We start from the raw sequence: 17,378 nt of genomic DNA on the forward strand, positions 1-17,378 counted from the left end.
AGAGCCCCGTTCATGTAACAGCGGTGTCGCAGGGTGCCGTCGGAGTCGTTACACCGCCGGGGGATTGCCGTGCGGCGCCGGGGCTGCTCCCATGGACGGCGGGGGTGAGGGCCATGCGGGGACTCAAGGTGCTGCCGAGCGGCCGGCCCGGCCGGGGCCGGCTGTATGTCAACCTGCCCGACGGGCAGGCGGTGGCGTGGTACGACCGGCAGGCGAACCGGATCAGCGTCCTCGCGGACGATCACCGCGAGGCGATCCTGACGGTGCTGCGCCCGTACCTGAGCGGAACGGTCGCCATCGGACCGCCGCCCGTCCCCACCGCGGCCGACCTGCTCGGCCTCGCCATGCCCCCAGACGCGGACCTGGCGCCGAACCGCCCGGGCGAGACCCTGCTGGGCGAACTGGAACACGGCCCCGCAGGCACCCGGGCCCGCCACCGGCTCCGCCAGGACCTGGCGGCCCAGCAGCGCATGGGTGACGCCTTCGACGCCCTGGAAGCCGACGGCTGGCGGATCCTGCACTGCGTCCCGCTCCCCGGGGCGGGCCGCATCGACCACCTCCTCATCGGCCCCGCCGGGATCTTCTGCGTGCGTACGGTCCCGGGCCGCCGCCAACGCGCCGTGGTCGGCGACCTCCTGCTCACGGTCGGCCGCGCCGAACCCCGCCCGGACCCCCGCTGGACCCGCCGCGCGGCGGCCCGCGCCACCGCGGCCCTGACCGCACCCGTCACCCCGGCCCTGGCCCTGGTCGAACCCTCCCGCCTGGAGGTCGCCCCCACGCTCCGCGACATCCGCATCCTCCAGCCCCTGACGGCCGCCCGAGACCTCACCGGATCCCCGACCACCCTCAAACCGCCGGACGTCGAAGCCCTGTTCACAACGGCCAGAGACCTACGAACCTGGCTCCGCCGCCGCTAGCCCACCCCTCCGGCCCTGCACCCACGCAGCCCCCGCCGGGCACATCCAGCCCCGCCGACCACCCCCCCAGCCCCGCCGGCCACCCCCAGCCCCGCCGGCGGTTGAGGCGCGGGGGGAGGGGCCGAGCCACCCGAACCGGCGCCCCCGGCTCGCCCGGCCGGCCACCCCCACCCCCGTCAGGCGGACGTCCGCTTCCGCGCCGGAGCAGCCTTCTTCGCCGAAGCCGACTTCTTCGAGGTCGCCGCCGAAGCGGACTTCGCGGCCCCAGCCGCCGACGCGGACTTCTTCGCCGCGGACTTGGTCGACTTCGAGGCCGCCGTAGCCGTCTTCTTCTTCGTCGCGGCCGAAGCCGTCTTCTTCGCCGACGCCGCCGTCGACTTCTTCCCGCCCACCGCCTTCGGCGCGGCCGCCGCCGCCTTCCGCCGAATCGGCGTCACCTCCGCCTCCGCCCCGGACTCGGCACCCGAACCCCCCTCCCCCCGCGAAGCCTTCGCAGCCCGCACGCTCTTCTCCAGCGCCGCCATCAGGTCGATCACCTGCCCACCCGCCGGCTCCACCACCGCCTCCGCCGGCTCGAACGCCCCACCCGCCTTCGCCGCGAGCATCGCCTCCACGGCCTCCCGGTAGTCGTCGTGCAGCGAGGCCATCTCCACCTCCCCCAGCGTGGCCATCAGCGCATCGGCCAGGTCCAGTTCGGCATCACGCACCGACACCGACTCCTCCGGCGCCACCCCCTCCGGCGCCCGGATCTCGTCCGGCCACAACAGCCCGTGCATCGCGATCACGTCGTCGACGACCCGCAGCATGCCCAGCCGTTCCCGCCCGCGCAGCGCGTACTTCGCGATCGCCACCTTCCGGCTCCGCTTCAGCGCCTCCCGTAGCAGCGTGTACGGCTTCGCCGCCGTAGCCCCGTTCGACGCCAGATAGTAGGCCGCGTCCATCTGCAGCGGATCGATCTCCTCGGCCGGTACGAACGAAACGATCTCGATCGTCTTCGCGGTCGCGATCGGCAGCTGCGCCAGGTCCTCGTCCGTGATCGGGATGATCGACCCGTCGGCCTCCTCGTACCCCTTGCCGATCTCGGCGGTCGACACCTCCTCGCCGTCCAGCTCGCACACCTTGCGGTAGCGGACCCGCCCGCCGTCGGCGAGGTGGATCTGGCGGAAGGAGATCGAGTGGCTCTCGGTGGCGTTCACGAGCTTGATCGGAATGCTGACCAAGCCGAAGGAGATCGCCCCGTTCCAAATGGATCGCACGGTTCCTCCTGATTCGTGGCAGTCTCATCGTATGACGCCGATCACAATGGTGGATGGCCGTCGCATCGCGCTCAGCAATCTCGACAAGGTCCTGTACCCGGAGACCGGCTTCACCAAGGGCGAGGTGCTGCACTACTACGCCACCGTCGCGGAGCCGCTCCTCGCCCACATCCACAATCGGCCGGTGTCCTTCCTGCGCTATCCCGACGGCCCCGACGGGCAGCTCTTCTTCACCAAGAACCCGCCGCCCGGCACGCCCGCCTGGGTGAAGACCACCCCCGTGCCCCGCTCCGAGGACCTCTCCGCCGAGCAGGTGGTCGTCGCGGACATGCCCTCCCTCATGTGGGCCGCCAACCTCGTCGTGGAGTTCCACACCCCCCAGTGGCCCGCCGGCAGCCCGGCCGTCGCCGACCGGATGGTCATCGACCTCGACCCCGGCCCGCCCGCCACCGTCGTCGAGTGCTGCGCCGCCGCGCTCTGGCTGCGCGACCGGCTCGCCGCCGACGGCCTGCACGCCTACGCCAAGACCTCCGGCTCCAAGGGCATGCACCTGGCCGTACCGCTCGAGCCGACCCCCTCCGAGCACGTGTCGGCGTACGCGAAGCAGCTCGCCCAGGAGGCCGAGCGCGAGCTCCCCGACCTGGTCGTGCACCGTATGGCCAAGGCCCTGCGCCCCGGCAAGGTCTTCGTCGACCACAGCCAGAACGCCGCCGCCAAGACCACCGCCGCCCCCTACACGCTGCGCGCGCGGGCCCGCCCGACCGTGTCCGCGCCGGTGTCCTGGGCGGAGGTCGAGGGCTGCCGCAACCCCGCCGACCTGGTCTTCCTCGCCGATGACATCGCGCCGCGGCTGGCCCGCGACGGAGACCTCTTCGGCCCGCTGAGCGACCCCGACCGGGCCGGGAGACTCCCCGGGGGGCGGTCGTGATCCGCGTAGCGCTGGCCACTGCCATACGCACCCTCCCGCGGGGGGCGGGGCTGGCGTACGAGCCGAAGTTCGACGGGCACCGGCTGGTCGTGCTGCGCTCCGAGACCGAGGTGGCGCTCCAGGCCCGCTCCGGCCGGATCGTGACCAGCGCGTTCCCCGATCTGGCGGCGGCGGCACGGCAGTTGCCGGCCGGGACGGTACTCGACGGCGAGGTGGTGGTCTGGCACGAGGGCCGTACGGACTTCGCCCTCGTGCAGCGGCGGGCGGCGGCCACGGCCGCGCGGGCCGCCGTACTGGCGCAGAGCCTGCCGGCCTCGTACGCCGCCTTCGACGTGCTGGAACTGGCCGGGCTCGACCTGCGCGGGCGCCCGTACGAGCGCCGCCGGGCGCTCCTGGTCGACCTCCTCCTCCCGCTGGGCCCGCCCCTCCAGCCGGTACCGATGACGACGGACCCGGAGCTGGCCGCCACCTGGTACGAGACCCTGCCCGCCAGCGGCATCGAGGGGCTGGTCGTCAAGCGGCTGGACCAGACCTACCCGGCCGGGCGGCGCGGCTGGCAGAAGCTGCGGCACACGGACGTGCGCGACGCGGCGGTGGTCGGCTACACCGGCACCCCGCGCCGCCCGCTGGCCCTGGTCCTCGTCCTGCCGGTCGGGGACGAGACGCCGCTGGTGTCGAGCCCGCTGACGGCGGCGCTGCGCGCGGAGGTGGCGGAGGTCGCGTCCTCCCGGGCGGTGACCGTGGCCACGGCCACGGTCACCGCGATCGGACTTGGCGAGGTCCCCTTCCGATCCCTGGACCCGCCGCTCACGGCGGAGGTCCGGCACACCTCGGCCCGGCATCCGCCGCCAGAGGTGCTCCGACTGCGGACAGAGCTCTGACCTGCGCGGGAGGCGCAGGTCAGAGGCGGGTAGGGGGATCGGGTGGACTCAGGCGTGGGCGCCGCGCCCGGCGTCCGGGGGAGCCCCGGGCTGTACGTGCGGACCCGGCCCCTCCACGGGCTTGTACCCGGACTCGCGCTCCTTGCGGACCTCGTCCGGATGGCTGGAGGTGGTGGACCCGAAGTTTCCGTAGCCCTGCATCTCGTGCGGCCGCAGGCCGCCCTCGGGGATCTCCACCGCGTCCCGTTCCTCGCGGACCTCGTGGACCGCGCCTCCGTTCGGCAGGTGGGGCTGGCTCTCGGCGGTGGGGGGCGGGGGCTCCTTGGCCCTGACCCGCTGGCCCAGCTTGAAGCCGCCGAGCAGCATTGCGACGACGATCAGTCCGACGACGAAGAACCACGCGATGTCGGAGAGGACCGCGTCCACGCTCAGGATCATGTCCATACACACCATTTTCCCGCACTTCGGTGTGATATGCGCACTTCAGGCCGGGATACCTTGCCCCGACCGGGGTACGCGCCAAGGGCACGCGACACTCGCACAGGCAAGGAGGCCGGCGGCCATGACGCCCCGCGGATCTTCCCCCAAACGAGAACGCCAGTACGAGCACATCAAGGAGAGCGCCGAGCAGCGCGGCGAATCCGAGAAACGGGCCAAGGAGATCGCCGCCCGGACGGTCAACAAGGAGCGCGCCCGCGCGGGCGAGTCCAAGACCGCGAGCAAGGAGTCCCTGGAGGACATGTCCTCGTCCCGCCGCGGCGGCCTGCACTCCCACTCCGGCGCGCAGGGCCCCACGTACGACCAGCTCTACGCGGAGGCCCGGCGCCGCAACGTCCACGGCCGCTCGGACATGAACAAGGCCCAACTCAAACGAGCCCTGGGCAGCAGCTGACCGGTAGCTGACCGACGACCGACCCGGGGGCCTACCCCCGCAGCGGCACGTCCGAGTCGCGCAGCGCCCGGGTCTCGCGGCCGCCGAGCACGCCCAGGATCTCGGCGCAGATGGCCAACGCCGTCTCCGCCGGGGTCCGCGCACCGAGGTCGAGCCCGATCGGCCCGTGTACCAGGGCCAGTTGGGCCTCGCTCACCCCGGCGGCGGCGAGCCCCTCGCGACGCCGCGCGGTGGTGCGCCGCGACCCGAGCGCCCCGACGTACGGGATCCCGAGGTCCAGCGCACCCCGCAGCGTCGGAACATCAAACTCCGGATCGTGGCTGAGCAGCACCAGGCAGGCCGCGTCGCGGTGGTCCGTGAGCACCTTCAGGGCGTCCGCCGCGGCCTCCACGGTCTGCGCGCCCCAGCCCAGCAGGACGGCCTGCCGCCCGATGATCTCCGCGAGCTCGCCGCCCCCGCCGATCACGACGTAGGGGGCCGACGGATACGCCTCGACGAGCACCAGCCCGGACTCCCCGTACAGCGCGTCCCGCCCGGGCCGGCGGGTGCCCAGCAGCTCGCCGGCCCGCCGCCCGGCATCGTCGCGGGCGGGCTCGGTGGCCCGTACGACCTCACTGACGGCCCGGTCGGCGGCGTCGTTCAGCCGAGTAACGAGCGCCACCCCGGCCCCTTCCCCGAGCAGCTCCCACCACTCGGCGGGAATCGCCGCCAGCGGCTGGACCAGCACCTCCGCCTGCCCGCCACAGGTCAACCGGGCCTCGACGGCCTCACCCGCCCCGACGGACACCTGACACACCCGAGCGGTGTCCCCGGGCGCCATGGCCCCCGCCTCCGCAACGAGCTGGGGGTCGAAAACCCCGTTGTACAGCGCCCCGACGCACTCCCCCCGCGCATCGACGAGCACGGCCCCGGCCGGATCCCGAGGCCCGAACCCCTGCTCGGTCACGGGCCGGGCCAAATACCCCGCCCGCCCCTCGGCCACCCACTGCCGCGCCGTCTCCACCAGCTCACGCATCTTCGCCGCCCCATCCTCTGCGAGCTCACTCCCCGCAAAGCGCCAGGTCAACGGCACTATGCGGCCTCACAACCACCCTACGCACGCCCCCACCCCCCACCCACCCCCCAAACCCACAGACCCAACCCCACCTCCCTCGTACAGACCACCGGATCGGTTCCACCTCGGGCCTGGAAGCCGCTCAGGGCGCCGAGCCGTGCGGGTGCCGAACCCAGAGGAGTTACCGAGGGTGCCGCACACCACCTGATGCAGGAGGCACCCGAGGATTGAATACCCACATGCCGCCGGACATCGTGGCACCGAGCACGCGGCCGTCCGCCCGCAACCATGGGTTGGCTGACTGGAACGGGGCGAAGTTGTCATTGGTGACAACGATCCCGTTCGCCTCGTTGGCCAACTCGATCACTAGGGCGCCGTACTGAACGCCCGCTGATGTACTGCTTGTTAGGGCGATTCTTCCTGTGTCGTGCAGCTACGGAGGGGCCCGGTGGCGTTCGACGAGGAATGGGCGGATGCCAAGCGGACGGTGACGGTGTCAGGCGGCTCCTCGTACGACTTGGTCGTCACGCAGGACGACTTGGGCGCCGTCGGGCATGAGGCGTTCATCGTCCACGGCCACCTGCGCGGCAAGACGGACATCGCCGGCACCGGGGCGACCGCCCGTGCCGCGGCCGAATGCTCCAACAACGACGAGGTCATCGCGGCAAGCCTGCGCCACCGCGACGGTTCCGCGATGTCGGTCTCCGAGATACAGAGGTACGTGAAGTGACCCTCACCTGGACCGACCTCATCACGCTCGACCTGGGCAAGCCGAACGAGCCGTCACGGAGCGGAAGACGGCCGCGGAGGAACTCGCGAAGCCGCACGACACCGTGCGCGACGGCCTGGTGAAGAAGTCGGAGGCAGCGCGGTGGGAGGGGGGCAACGCCACCGTCACCCGGGAATTCGTCCGCAGTGCCGCGAAGGAGGTGGACGACCTCCAGCGTGAGGCCAAGAGCACACGCGGCCGAGGTGGACGCCGCCGTCACCCGGGCCCCGCGCGCTTCGCACGGCGCCGACCCGTACAACGCCGGGCACGCCGAGTACACCTCGCTCGACCAGGACCAGCTGCCGCGGGCCATGAAACTGGCCGCCCTGAGTGAGGACGTCAAACAGGCCCAGCAGGCCGAGCTGCGAAGGCTCTGGCAGTCGCTCAGCCCCGACGCCCGGGCGCAGCTGTGGACCGCCCACAAGGACGACCTGCTCGCCGCCGGACTGTTCAACCCGTCGGTCAAGCAGGTGGCACCCGACCGGGGGTCCGGCAAGCACGGAGCAGAAGATCCCGGCTGGAGCGACTGGAGCACCAGGACGAAGATGCAGCTGCTCGTCGTCGGCGCTGACGGGGGAGACCTGAACGACGCCTCCCGCCACATGAAGCACTACCTGGATAACACCGGCACCCCCATGGAGCTCCCGGTCGACAAGATGCTCTCCGACAACAAGGGCTTCCGGGCTCACGTGGACCAGGTGCTCCTCCAGAACAACGAGGTCACGTGGCGGGAGGAGGCGTTGGCGGAATATGAGAAGAACGGTGGCCGCCCGGTCGTCATGCCCGTCGAGACACGGAGCGAGGACTACTCCTTCTCCCAGGGGCGGACCCCAACTGGTTCTTCGCGGTCGGCTCGGCCCGGTCGAACGTGACAGGGGTGGTGACCGTCGAGAAGCCACCAGTCTGACCACGGCGCTTCACGCCGCCCCGACCGGACCAGCCCGTCGCCCGGACATCGGGCCGGGACTCCCTCCAGCGAGCCAGAGCTGTCCCGAGCAGTTGAACGAGCGGTCGGGAGACGTACTTTGAGGGTCCTGGCAAAGGGACTCATCGGGCTGGCGCTCGTGCTGCGCGGCGGTCGGAGCCGGGTTGATGTCGATCGCAGGTCTATCGGGATCAGCGCGTAGAAACGACAAAGACCTGGACTCAGTGGGACTGGGTCCAGGTCTTCATGCTTGGCACTCGTGCAGGTCAGCAGCGTGATCGTGCTGGTCCGGCAGAAGTGCCCCCGGCAGGATTCGAACCTGCGCACACGGCTCCGGAGGCCGTTGCTCTATCCCCTGAGCTACGGGGGCGTGTCGTTCGCTGTGCGGCGACGGGTTGAACACTACCAGCTTCCGCGGGGTGATCAGGAACCGGTTTGTGGGGGAGGGGGAGGTGGGTCGCTCGGAGGGGGTGGAAGTGGCAAAAACCCGGACGCGGGGGCTTGGCTCGACCTACTCTCGAGTTGTGCCAGGCGTCTCGGGCCGGGTGCTTGTTGTCGACGACAACAAGGTCATCCGGCAGCTGATCAAGGTCAATCTCGAGCTGGAGGGCTTCGAGGTCGTGACCGCGAACGATGGTGCCGAGTGCCTGGATGTCGTGCATCGCGTGTGTCCTGATGTGATCACCCTCGATGTGGTCATGCCCCGGCTGGACGGGTTCGGGGCCGCCGCGCAGTTGCGGGCCGATCCTCGGACCCGGGACGTGCCCGTTGCGATCGTGAGTGCCTGTACGCAGCACGAGGTGGAGGCCGGGATCGCGGCCGGGGTGGACGCCTTCGTCGCCAAGCCCTTCGAGCCCACCGAGCTGGTACGGGTCGTGCGGCGGCTGGTCGAGCGCAAGGACCGGCGCGATGGGAGGAAAGGGGCTCCCGCCGGCAGGGGGAGGGGGTGAGTTCCCTCCTCTTCGGGTGGGCGGCTCCTCTCCTCTGTTCACATGGCGAAACCCTTCGCGTGATGCGAGGGCGTCTCCCCTAGGCTGGTCCCGTGACCCCCGCCGACCTCTCCCGTTGCGTCGTACGCGCCGTGCGCTGCGCCGTCGAGGACGGGGAGCTGCCGGCGGAGGCGGCCGTGCCCGAGCGGGTCGTCGTCGAGCGGACCCGGCCCGGGGGAGTGGGGGAGTACGCCACCCCCGTCGCCTTCCACGTGGCGAAGGCGGCCCGACGCGCCCCGCGGGATGTCGCCCGGGTGCTCGCGGACCGGCTCGGCGGCGAGCCCGGGATCGAGAACGTCGAGATCACCGGAGCCGGCTTCCTGAACTTCGTCCTGGCACCCCGCTCCGCCGCCGAGGTGGTGGAGGACGTACTTCAGCGCGGTGCCGTGGAAGTGGAGCCGTTCTGTTGGGTGCCCACGGTCGGGCCGCGGGAGCGGGCCGTGCGGGAGGCCGTCCGCCGGATCGAGGCCAGTCAGGGGGCACGGGGAACCGGCGGGTCGCCGCAGCCGCTCAAGATCGCGCCCGTCGCGCGGCGCGACGGGGATGTCGTGGCGCGGTACGGGGCGGATGCCGCGCTGTGGGCCATGCTGTCCGTTCCCGCGCGCGAGACCCCCGTGTTTTCCGACGAGCTGCTCGTGCAGGGGGAGAGCAGTGAGTTCTTCCGCGTCCGGTACGCCCACGCCCGGAGCCGGGCGTTGTCGCGCAACGCCGCCGATCTGGGGTTCGGCCCGGAGGCCGGGGACGTGTCCGACGCCCCGCAGCTGATCCGCGCCCTCGCCGACCACCCCCTCGTACTCGAGGCCGCCGCGCACCACCGCGCGCCCGAGCGGCTCGTCCGGCACCTCGTCGAGCCGGCGGACGCGCTGCTCGACTTCCAGTACCGCGTCCTGCCCAAGGGGGACGAGAAACCCTCGGCCGCCCACCGCGCCCGGCTGGCTCTTGCCGAAGCCGCCGGGACGGTGCTGGCCGGCGGCCTGGCCCTCCTCGGCATAGACGCACCTGAACGCCTGTGAACAGTGAAGAGAGATACCGATGAGCCGCTCCGCGCACCCCGCCGGGCCCCGTCACGCCGACGTCCTGCCCGAGGGGCACTACTCCCCGCCCCCGGCCGACCTCAACGCCCTCGACGAGAAGGTCTGGGCCCGGACCGTCGAGCGCAACGCCGACGGTGTGGTCGTGGTGGGCGGCATCGAAGTCACGAAGCTCGCCGAGGAGTTCGGGACCCCTGCCTACTTCCTCGACGAAGAGGACTTCCGGGCCCGGTGCCGGGCCTGGGCGCACGCCTTCGGCAAGGAGGCGGATGTCTTCTACGCCGGGAAGGCGTTCCTCTCCAAGGCCGTCGTGAAGTGGCTCAAGGAGGAGGGGCTCAATCTCGACGTGTGCTCCGGTGGGGAGCTGACCACCGCGCTCGCCGCCGAGATGCCCGCCTCGCGCATCGCCTTCCACGGGAACAACAAGTCCGAGCAGGAGATCCGCCGGGCCATCGGGGCCGGCGTGGGGCGGATCGTGCTGGATTCCTTCCAGGAGATCGCCCGCGTCGCGCACATCGCCCGTGAGCTGGGCGTGCGCCAGCCCGTCCAGATCCGTGTGACGGTGGGCGTCGAAGCGCACACGCACGAATTCATCGCCACCGCGCACGAGGACCAGAAGTTCGGGATCGCCGTGGCCGACGGGTCCGCCGCCGAAGCCGTGCGGCGCGCGCTCGGGCACGACTCGCTCGAGCTGCTCGGCGTCCACTCGCACATCGGCTCGCAGATCTTCGACATGGCCGGCTTCGAGGTCTCCGCCAAGCGCGTCGTGCGGCTGCTCGCCGCCGTGCGCGACGAGCACGGCGTCGAGCTTCCCGAGATCGACCTCGGCGGTGGGCTCGGGATCGCCTACACCTCCGACGACGACCCCCGCGAGCCGCACGAGATCGCCAAGGCGCTCACCGAGATCGTCGCGCGGGAGTGCGAGAGCGCGGGCCTGCGCGCGCCCCGGATCTCCGTCGAGCCCGGCCGTGCCATCGTCGGGCCCACCGCCTTCACCCTCTACGAGGTCGGGACGATCAAGCCGCTGGAGGGCCTGCGGACGTACGTGAGCGTCGACGGCGGGATGTCCGACAACATCCGGACCGCCCTCTACGACGCCGAGTACTCCGTCACCCTCGTCTCCCGCACCTCCACCGCCGAGCCCATGCTCGTCCGCGTCGTCGGCAAGCACTGCGAGAGCGGCGACATCGTCGTGAAGGACGCCTTCCTGCCCGCCGACCTCGCCCCCGGCGACCTCCTCGCCGTCCCGGCCACCGGCGCCTACTGCCGCTCCATGGCCAGCAACTACAACCACGCGCTGCGTCCGCCCGTCGTCGCCGTGCGTGACGGTCAGGCCCGTGTGATCGTCCGACGCGAGACGGAGGAAGATCTCCTGCGTCTCGACCTCGGATGATCCGCATATTTCTGGGAGAAGCCCCCAGACCCCCAAAATAGGTGTCTCACTCAATGGACCGAGGGTGGAAACTGATGTCCATTGAGTGAGACTGGTTCTCACCCCGCACACAAACCGCGTGCGGGGTACCGAAGGAAGACGAAAGGCGTAGGTCGAATGATGCGTACGCGTCCGCTGAAGGTGGCGCTGCTGGGCTGTGGAGTGGTCGGCTCAGAGGTGGCGCGCATCATGACGACGCACGCCGACGACCTCGCCCAGAGGATCGGCGCCCCCGTCGAGCTCGCCGGTGTGGCCGTACGCCGGCCCTCCAAGGTGCGCGAGGGCATCGACCCCGCGCTCGTCACCACCGACGCGACCGCCCTCCTCAAACGCGGCGACATCGACGTGGCCATCGAGGTGATCGGCGGCATCGAGCCCGCCCGCACCCTCATCACCACCGCCTTCGAGAACGGCATCTCCGTCGTCTCCGCGAACAAGGCGCTGCTCGCGCAGGACGGCGCCGCGCTGCACGCCGCCGCCGAGACGCACGGGCTGGACCTGTACTACGAGGCCGCCGTCGCCGGCGCCATCCCGCTGGTCCGCCCGATGCGCGAGTCCCTCGCGGGCGACAAGATCAACCGCGTCATGGGCATCGTCAACGGCACGACGAACTTCATCCTCGACAAGATGGACTCCACCGGCGCCGGCTACCAGGAGGCGCTCGACGAGGCCACCGCCCTCGGGTACGCCGAGGCCGACCCCACCGCCGATGTCGAGGGCTACGACGCCGCCGCCAAGGCCGCGATCCTGGCCGGCATCGCCTTCCACACCCGGGTCCGCCTCGACGACGTCTACCGCGAGGGCATGACCGAGGTCAGCGCGTCCGACTTCGCCTCCGCCAAGCGGATGGGCTGCACCATCAAGCTCCTGGCGATCCTGGAGCGCGCCGCCGACGGCGAGTCCGTCACCGCCCGCGTGCACCCCGCGATGATCCCGCTGAGCCACCCGCTCGCCTCCGTCCGCGAGGCGTACAACGCGGTCTTCGTCGAGGCGGAGGCCGCAGGCCGGCTCATGTTCTACGGGCCCGGCGCGGGCGGTTCGCCGACCGCGTCCGCGGTTCTCGGCGACCTCGTCGCCGTCTGCCGCAACAAGCTCGCCGAGGCAACGGGGCCGGGCGAGTCGGCGTACACCCAGCTGCCGGTCAGCCCGATGGGCGAGGTCGTGACGCGGTACCACATCAGTCTCGATGTGGCCGACAAGCCGGGCGTCCTCGCCCAGGTCGCGACCACCTTCGCGGAGCACGGGGTCTCCATCGACACCGTCCGCCAGCAGGGCAAGGACGGCGAGGCCTCCCTCGTCGTCGTCACTCACCGCGCGCCCGACGCCGCCCTCTCCGGGACCGTCGAGGCACTGCGGAAGCTGGACACCGTCCGCGGTGTCGCCAGCATCATGCGTGTTGAAGGGGAGTAAGGACCCATGAGCAGCAATCGCACCCACCAGTGGCGCGGCATCATCGAGGAGTACCGGGACCGCCTGCCGGTCACGGACACGACTCCCGTGGTCACACTCCGTGAGGGCGGTACGCCCCTCGTCCCCGCGCAGGTGCTCTCCGAGCGCACCGGCTGCGAGGTGCACCTCAAGGTCGAGGGAGCGAACCCCACCGGGTCCTTCAAGGACCGCGGCATGACCATGGCCATCTCCAAGGCCAAGGAGGAGGGCGCGAAGGCCGTCATCTGCGCCTCCACCGGCAACACCTCGGCCTCCGCCGCCGCGTACGCGGTGCGCGCCGGGATGGTCTCCGCCGTCCTCGTGCCCCGCGGCAAGATCGCGCTCGGCAAGATGGGCCAGGCCCTCGTGCACGGCGCCAAGATCCTCCAGGTGGACGGCAACTTCGACGACTGCCTGAACCTGGCCCGCGCGCTGTCCGACAACTACCCGGTCGCGCTGGTCAATTCGGTCAACCCGGTCCGCATCGAGGGTCAGAAGACGGCCGCGTTCGAGATCGTCGACGCGCTCGGCGACGCCCCCGACATCCACGTGCTGCCCGTCGGCAACGCCGGCAACATCACCGCGTACTGGAAGGGCTTCAAGGAGTACAAGGCCGACGGCCTGGCCTCCCGTACGCCCCGCGTGTGGGGTTTCCAGGCCTCCGGTTCCGCGCCCATCGTGCGCGGCGAGGTCGTCAAGGAGCCGCACACCATCGCCACCGCGATCCGGATCGGCAACCCGGCCTCCTGGGACTACGCCCTGCAGGCGCGCGACGAGTCGGGCGGCTTCATCGACGAGGTGACGGACCGCCAGATCCTCGCCGCCTACCGGCTGTTGGCCGCGCAGGAGGGCGTCTTCGTCGAGCCCGCCTCGGCCGCTTCCGTGGCCGGCCTGCTCAAGGCCGCCGAGCTGGGCCTGGTCGACCCCGGCCAGACGATCGTGTGCACCGTCACCGGCAACGGCCTGAAGGACCCCGACTGGGCGATCGCCGGCGCTCCGCAGCCGGTCACCGTTCCGGTGGACGCCGAAGCCGCGGCCATCCGCCTCGGCCTGGTCTGACGCACCACCCGAGAGCCGGGTTCCGGAGGGCTCACCAGACCCTCCGCGGGCCCTCCGGAGACCCTCCGGAACCCGGCAACTCACCCCGTACGAAGACAAAAGTGCGGCCGAAGCCCGCGGCACCCGCGACACGCATCGTGCGCCTCCTGTGCGCCCTATGTCGCGAGAGAACCTTCCTTCGATACGCTGTACTTACATCCGCCACCGTGCATATGACCGCGGTGCTGCCCCGAGGGCCTTCGGGTGTCGTACGTTCTCCAGTACATTCGCAGCGAGCCAGCGAAGAGCGAAGATCTCGCACAGTAACAAGGAGTGTCATCGGACGATGGCCGGTCCAGCGTTCCGCGCCGCCGCCGTACGGGTGCGCGTCCCCGCCAGCAGTGCCAACCTCGGCCCGGGCTTCGATGCCTTCGGCCTGGCCCTGGGGCTCTACGACGACGTCGTCGTCCGGGTGGCCGACTCCGGCCTGAACATCGACATCGCGGGTGAGGGTGCCGACACCCTCCCGCGGGACGAGAGCCACCTGCTCGTACGCTCCATGCGCACCGCCTTCGACCTGCTGGGCGGACAGCCGCGCGGCCTCGAGGTCGTCTGCGCCAACCGCATCCCGCACGGCCGCGGCCTCGGCTCCTCCTCCGCCGCCATCTGCGCCGGCATCGTCGCCGCCCGCGCCGTGACCATAGGCGGAGAGGCCAAGCTCGACGACACGGCGCTCCTCGAGCTCGCCACCGAGATCGAGGGACACCCCGACAACGTCGCCGCCTGTCTGCTCGGCGGCTTCACCCTGGCGTGGATGGACGGCGGCAGCGCCAAGGCGATCCGGATGGAGCCCGCCGATTCCATCGTTCCGGTGGTCTTCGTCCCCTCCAAGCCGGTCCTGACGGAGACCGCGCGCGGCCTGCTGCCGCGCACCGTCCCGCACGTGGACGCGGCCGTCAACGCGGGCCGCGCGGGCCTGCTCGTGGAAGCCCTGACCAGGCGTCCCGAGCTCCTGCTGCCGGCCACCGAAGACCGGCTCCACCAGGAGTACCGGTCCCCGGCGATGCCCGAGAGCGTGGCACTCGTCAACCGACTGCGGGCGGACGGCATCCCCGCGGTCATCTCCGGCGCGGGCCCCACGGTCCTGGCGCTGGTCGACAACGGCGCGGCCGACAAGGTCGCGCAGCTCGCGGGCGAGGGGTGGGCGGCAAACCGGCTCGCACTCGACGCCGCGGGCGCGAGCGTACTTCCGCTGGGCACCCAGGGCGGCTGAGCCGGGGCTGGTCAGAGCGGGCGGCCAGGGCAGGCCGCCCGCGCGGAAGGGCGCGATTGCCGGTGATTGAGAGGGGGAATGTCTGTTGGATCCGGTAGTGTTAACCTCAAGTGCGTATCCGAAGCCGCCATGGCTCGGTGCTCAGTGTCCCCATTCGGGACCACCTTTCTTCCGGGAGCCTCCCCGACTGCTTTGATCACTTCCAGCAGTTTCGAGCACGCTCCGGAATCGGCGTGACATTCCCACGCTTCCAGCTCGGGGGCTTCTCGCCGGAACCACCCATGCACGTTTCTCTCCGCCGTATCTCTATCGGCGGACCACCGCCCCGGCACAGTTCGCACACGTAGGACTGTTGTCGGACAGCACAACCGGTCGCCGAGCCAGACAGGCCGACGTCCGCTCCAGGGAAGGACCCTTCGTGAGCGACACCACCGATCTGATGGGCGCTGCCGACACCTCTGTCGACGCCAGTGCCCCCGCCGCGGGCGCCGCACCCAAGCGCCGCCGCACCGGCACCGGCCTCGACGGCATGGTCCTGGCCGAGCTGCAGCAGGTCGCGTCGGGCCTCGGCATCAGGGGCACCGCGCGGATGCGCAAGAGCCAGCTGATCGAGGTCATCAAGGAGACGCAGGCGGGTGGCGGCAGCGCCCCCAAGGCCGCGTCCTCCGCCGCGGGCGCCGCCGACACCGCCGAGGCCAAGCCGAAGCGCCGCGCCACCAGCAAGGCCCGTACGGGCGAGGCCGCCGTCGAGGCGCCCGCCGAGAAGCCCGCCGCCGCTCCGGCGCAGATCGAGATCCCCGGGCAGCCGGCCAGCGAGGACGCCCCGGTCGGCGAGCGCCGCCGCCGTCGGGCCACCGCCCCCTCCGGCAGCCCGGAGTCCTCGGCCCCCGCCGCCGTGCAGGTCGAGGAGAAGACCGAGACCGTCACCGCCGCCCCGCAGGCCGACGCCAAGGCGGAAGCGGCCACGGCCGTCTCCGCACCGGCGCAGGACGGCGAGGGCCGCGGCCGTCGCGACCGCCGTGACCGTGCCGAGCGCGGCGACCGCGCGGAGCGCGGGGAGCGCCAGCGCGACCGCCGTGACCGCGGTGCCAAGGCCGACGACCAGGGCCAGGGCGGCCAGGGTCAGGGCCAGGGCGCTCAGGCCGGCGGCCAGGCTGGCCAGGGCGGCGGTCGTCAGGACCGCCAGGACCGTCCGCAGCAGGGCGGCCGTCAGGACCGCCAGCAGCAGGGCCAGCAGGGTCGTCAGGACCGCCAGGACAACGGCCCGCAGGACGACTTCGACGACGAGGGCGGCCGCCGTGGCCGTCGCGGCCGTTACCGCGACCGCCGTGGCCGTCGTGGCCGCGACGAGTTCGCGCCGAACGAGCCGCAGGTCGCCGACGACGACGTCCTGATCCCCGTCGCGGGCATCCTCGACATCCTCGACAACTACGCGTTCATCCGGACCTCGGGCTACCTGCCCGGCCCCAACGACGTGTACGTCTCCCTCGCCCAGGTCCGCAAGGCGGGTCTGCGCAAGGGCGACCACACCACCGGTGCCGTGCGCCAGCCCAAGGACGGCGAGCGCCGCGAGAAGTTCAACGCCCTTGTGCGACTGGACTCGGTGAACGGCATGGCGCCCGAATCCGGCCGCGGCCGACCGGAGTTCCAGAAGCTGACCCCGCTCTACCCGCAGGACCGGCTCCGCCTGGAGACCGACCCGGGCGTGCTGACCACCCGCATCATCGACCTCGTGTCGCCGATCGGTAAGGGCCAGCGCGGCCTGATCGTGGCCCCGCCGAAGACCGGCAAGACCATGATCATGCAGGCGATCGCCAACGCGATCACCACGAACAACCCCGAGTGCCACCTGATGGTCGTCCTGGTCGACGAGCGTCCGGAAGAGGTCACCGACATGCAGCGGTCGGTCAAGGGCGAGGTCATCTCCTCGACCTTCGACCGCCCGGCCGAGGACCACACCACCGTCGCCGAGCTGGCCATCGAGCGCGCCAAGCGCCTCGTCGAGCTGGGTCACGACGTGGTCGTCCTGCTGGACTCCATCACCCGTCTGGGCCGCGCGTACAACCTCGCGGCGCCCGCCTCCGGCCGCATCCTGTCCGGTGGTGTCGACTCGACCGCGCTGTACCCGCCGAAGCGCTTCTTCGGTGCCGCGCGCAACATCGAGGACGGCGGCTCGCTGACCATCCTGGCCACCGCGCTGGTCGACACCGGCTCGCGCATGGACGAGGTGATCTTCGAGGAGTTCAAGGGCACCGGCAACATGGAGCTCAAGCTCGACCGGAAGCTCGCCGACAAGCGCATCTTCCCGGCCGTCGACGTCGACCCGTCGGGCACCCGCAAGGAGGAGATCCTCCTCAACGCGGAGGAGCTCGCCATCGTCTGGAAGCTGCGCCGGGTGCTGCACGCGCTCGACTCGCAGCAGGCGATCGAGCTGCTTCTCGACAAGATGAAGCAGACGAAGTCGAACGCCGAGTTCCTGATGCAGATCGCGAAGACGACCCCGTCGGGCAAGAACGACGACTGACGGTAGTCCCCGGCATCACCACAGCCGCCCCCGCCGCACCC

The 17,378-nt window shown here is 71.4% G+C and carries 16 protein-coding genes and 1 tRNA gene; 13 read left to right on the forward strand and 4 right to left on the reverse strand.

From position 1 onward, the window contains the following. The first annotated feature begins 113 nt into the window (after window positions 1-113). Complete coding sequence (locus ACFWBN_RS06745; protein ID WP_385171619.1) at window positions 114-917, forward strand: nuclease-related domain-containing protein; 804 nt, start codon at window positions 114-116, stop codon at window positions 915-917. Between the two features lie 176 nt (window positions 918-1,093). On the opposite strand, the gene ACFWBN_RS06750 is transcribed toward ACFWBN_RS06745, so the two are convergent. Next, window positions 1,094-2,173 carry a Ku protein gene (locus ACFWBN_RS06750; protein WP_385171624.1) on the reverse strand — a complete coding sequence of 360 codons (1,080 nt, stop codon included), beginning with the start codon at window positions 2,171-2,173 and terminating at the stop codon, window positions 1,094-1,096. A gap of 31 nt (window positions 2,174-2,204) precedes the next feature. Here ACFWBN_RS06750 and ligD point away from each other — a divergent pair, with 31 nt between their 5' ends. Both ligD and ACFWBN_RS06760 read left to right on the forward strand, forming a co-directional pair. Further along, window positions 2,205-3,101: a non-homologous end-joining DNA ligase gene (gene ligD / locus ACFWBN_RS06755; RefSeq protein ID WP_385171627.1), complete on the forward strand. Its 897-nt coding sequence runs from the start codon at window positions 2,205-2,207 to the stop codon at window positions 3,099-3,101. Continuing rightward, window positions 3,101-3,982, forward strand: a complete 882-nt coding sequence (locus ACFWBN_RS06760; protein WP_385171879.1) for an ATP-dependent DNA ligase — start codon at window positions 3,101-3,103, stop codon at window positions 3,980-3,982. The genes ligD and ACFWBN_RS06760 overlap by 1 nt, the downstream gene beginning before the upstream one ends. A 48-nt stretch (window positions 3,983-4,030) precedes the next feature. Here ACFWBN_RS06760 and ACFWBN_RS06765 read toward each other — a convergent pair whose 3' ends face one another. Continuing rightward, a complete protein-coding gene (locus tag ACFWBN_RS06765) occupies window positions 4,031-4,426 on the reverse strand; it encodes a DUF6479 family protein (protein WP_385171630.1) in 396 nt (131 codons plus the stop codon). Window positions 4,427-4,544: 118 nt separating this feature from the next. Here ACFWBN_RS06765 and ACFWBN_RS06770 point away from each other — a divergent pair, with 118 nt between their 5' ends. Further along, window positions 4,545-4,874, forward strand: a complete 330-nt coding sequence (locus ACFWBN_RS06770; RefSeq protein WP_385171633.1) for a plasmid stabilization protein — start codon at window positions 4,545-4,547, stop codon at window positions 4,872-4,874. Window positions 4,875-4,905: 31 nt separating this feature from the next. On the opposite strand, the gene ACFWBN_RS06775 is transcribed toward ACFWBN_RS06770, so the two are convergent. Continuing rightward, complete coding sequence (locus ACFWBN_RS06775) at window positions 4,906-5,889, reverse strand: XdhC family protein (protein ID WP_385171637.1); 984 nt, start codon at window positions 5,887-5,889, stop codon at window positions 4,906-4,908. Window positions 5,890-6,376: 487 nt separating this feature from the next. Here ACFWBN_RS06775 and ACFWBN_RS06780 point away from each other — a divergent pair, with 487 nt between their 5' ends. Together ACFWBN_RS06780 and ACFWBN_RS06785 are read left to right on the forward strand one after the other, a co-directional pair. Beyond that, on the forward strand, window positions 6,377-6,658 hold the full coding sequence (locus ACFWBN_RS06780; RefSeq protein ID WP_385171640.1) for a hypothetical protein: 282 nt from the start codon (window positions 6,377-6,379) through the stop codon (window positions 6,656-6,658). A gap of 215 nt (window positions 6,659-6,873) precedes the next feature. Then, window positions 6,874-7,569, forward strand: a complete 696-nt coding sequence (locus ACFWBN_RS06785) for a hypothetical protein (protein ID WP_385171642.1) — start codon at window positions 6,874-6,876, stop codon at window positions 7,567-7,569. Window positions 7,570-7,920: 351 nt separating this feature from the next. Here the strand turns inward: ACFWBN_RS06785 and ACFWBN_RS06790 are convergent. Next, window positions 7,921-7,992: transfer RNA gene (locus tag ACFWBN_RS06790), tRNA-Arg, on the reverse strand. A gap of 100 nt (window positions 7,993-8,092) precedes the next feature. Between ACFWBN_RS06790 and ACFWBN_RS06795 the strand changes: the two genes are divergently transcribed. The 7 genes from ACFWBN_RS06795 (at window position 8,093) to rho (ending at window position 17,337) form a co-directional block, all read left to right on the forward strand. Continuing rightward, the gene (locus ACFWBN_RS06795) at window positions 8,093-8,572 is read left to right on the forward strand and encodes a PleD family two-component system response regulator (RefSeq protein ID WP_385171882.1); all 480 of its coding nucleotides are present in this window, start codon (window positions 8,093-8,095) and stop codon (window positions 8,570-8,572) included. Window positions 8,573-8,664: 92 nt separating this feature from the next. Further along, the gene (gene nrtL / locus ACFWBN_RS06800; RefSeq protein WP_385171644.1) at window positions 8,665-9,624 is read left to right on the forward strand and encodes an ArgS-related anticodon-binding protein NrtL; all 960 of its coding nucleotides are present in this window, start codon (window positions 8,665-8,667) and stop codon (window positions 9,622-9,624) included. Window positions 9,625-9,643: 19 nt separating this feature from the next. After that, on the forward strand, window positions 9,644-11,035 hold the full coding sequence (gene lysA, locus ACFWBN_RS06805) for a diaminopimelate decarboxylase (RefSeq protein WP_385171647.1): 1,392 nt from the start codon (window positions 9,644-9,646) through the stop codon (window positions 11,033-11,035). Between the two features lie 159 nt (window positions 11,036-11,194). After that, a complete protein-coding gene (locus ACFWBN_RS06810; protein ID WP_385171884.1) occupies window positions 11,195-12,484 on the forward strand; it encodes a homoserine dehydrogenase in 1,290 nt (429 codons plus the stop codon). Between the two features lie 6 nt (window positions 12,485-12,490). After that, window positions 12,491-13,561, forward strand: a complete 1,071-nt coding sequence (gene thrC, locus ACFWBN_RS06815; RefSeq protein WP_385171651.1) for a threonine synthase — start codon at window positions 12,491-12,493, stop codon at window positions 13,559-13,561. Window positions 13,562-13,886: 325 nt separating this feature from the next. Then, on the forward strand, window positions 13,887-14,813 hold the full coding sequence (gene thrB, locus ACFWBN_RS06820) for a homoserine kinase (RefSeq protein ID WP_385171654.1): 927 nt from the start codon (window positions 13,887-13,889) through the stop codon (window positions 14,811-14,813). A 418-nt stretch (window positions 14,814-15,231) separates the two neighbouring features. Further along, window positions 15,232-17,337, forward strand: coding sequence for a transcription termination factor Rho (gene rho, locus ACFWBN_RS06825; protein WP_385171657.1), 2,106 nt, complete (start codon window positions 15,232-15,234; stop codon window positions 17,335-17,337). Window positions 17,338-17,378: the final 41 nt, after the last annotated feature.

The sequence above is a fragment of the Streptomyces sp. NPDC059989 genome, assembly GCF_042736975.1.
In the GTDB taxonomy this organism is placed as follows: Bacteria; Actinomycetota; Actinomycetes; order Streptomycetales; family Streptomycetaceae; genus Streptomyces.

Coding starts and splice junctions, on each gene's coding strand:
- ACFWBN_RS06765 (WP_385171630.1), bottom strand. CDS start 4,426: ATGGACATGATCCTGAGCGTGGACGCGGTCCTCTCCGACATCGCGTGG.
- thrB (WP_385171654.1), top strand. CDS start 13,887: ATGGCCGGTCCAGCGTTCCGCGCCGCCGCCGTACGGGTGCGCGTCCCC.
- ACFWBN_RS06745 (WP_385171619.1), top strand. CDS start 114: ATGCGGGGACTCAAGGTGCTGCCGAGCGGCCGGCCCGGCCGGGGCCGG.
- ACFWBN_RS06775 (WP_385171637.1), bottom strand. CDS start 5,889: ATGCGTGAGCTGGTGGAGACGGCGCGGCAGTGGGTGGCCGAGGGGCGG.
- ACFWBN_RS06810 (WP_385171884.1), top strand. CDS start 11,195: ATGCGTACGCGTCCGCTGAAGGTGGCGCTGCTGGGCTGTGGAGTGGTC.
- lysA (WP_385171647.1), top strand. CDS start 9,644: ATGAGCCGCTCCGCGCACCCCGCCGGGCCCCGTCACGCCGACGTCCTG.
- thrC (WP_385171651.1), top strand. CDS start 12,491: ATGAGCAGCAATCGCACCCACCAGTGGCGCGGCATCATCGAGGAGTAC.
- ligD (WP_385171627.1), top strand. CDS start 2,205: ATGACGCCGATCACAATGGTGGATGGCCGTCGCATCGCGCTCAGCAAT.
- ACFWBN_RS06770 (WP_385171633.1), top strand. CDS start 4,545: ATGACGCCCCGCGGATCTTCCCCCAAACGAGAACGCCAGTACGAGCAC.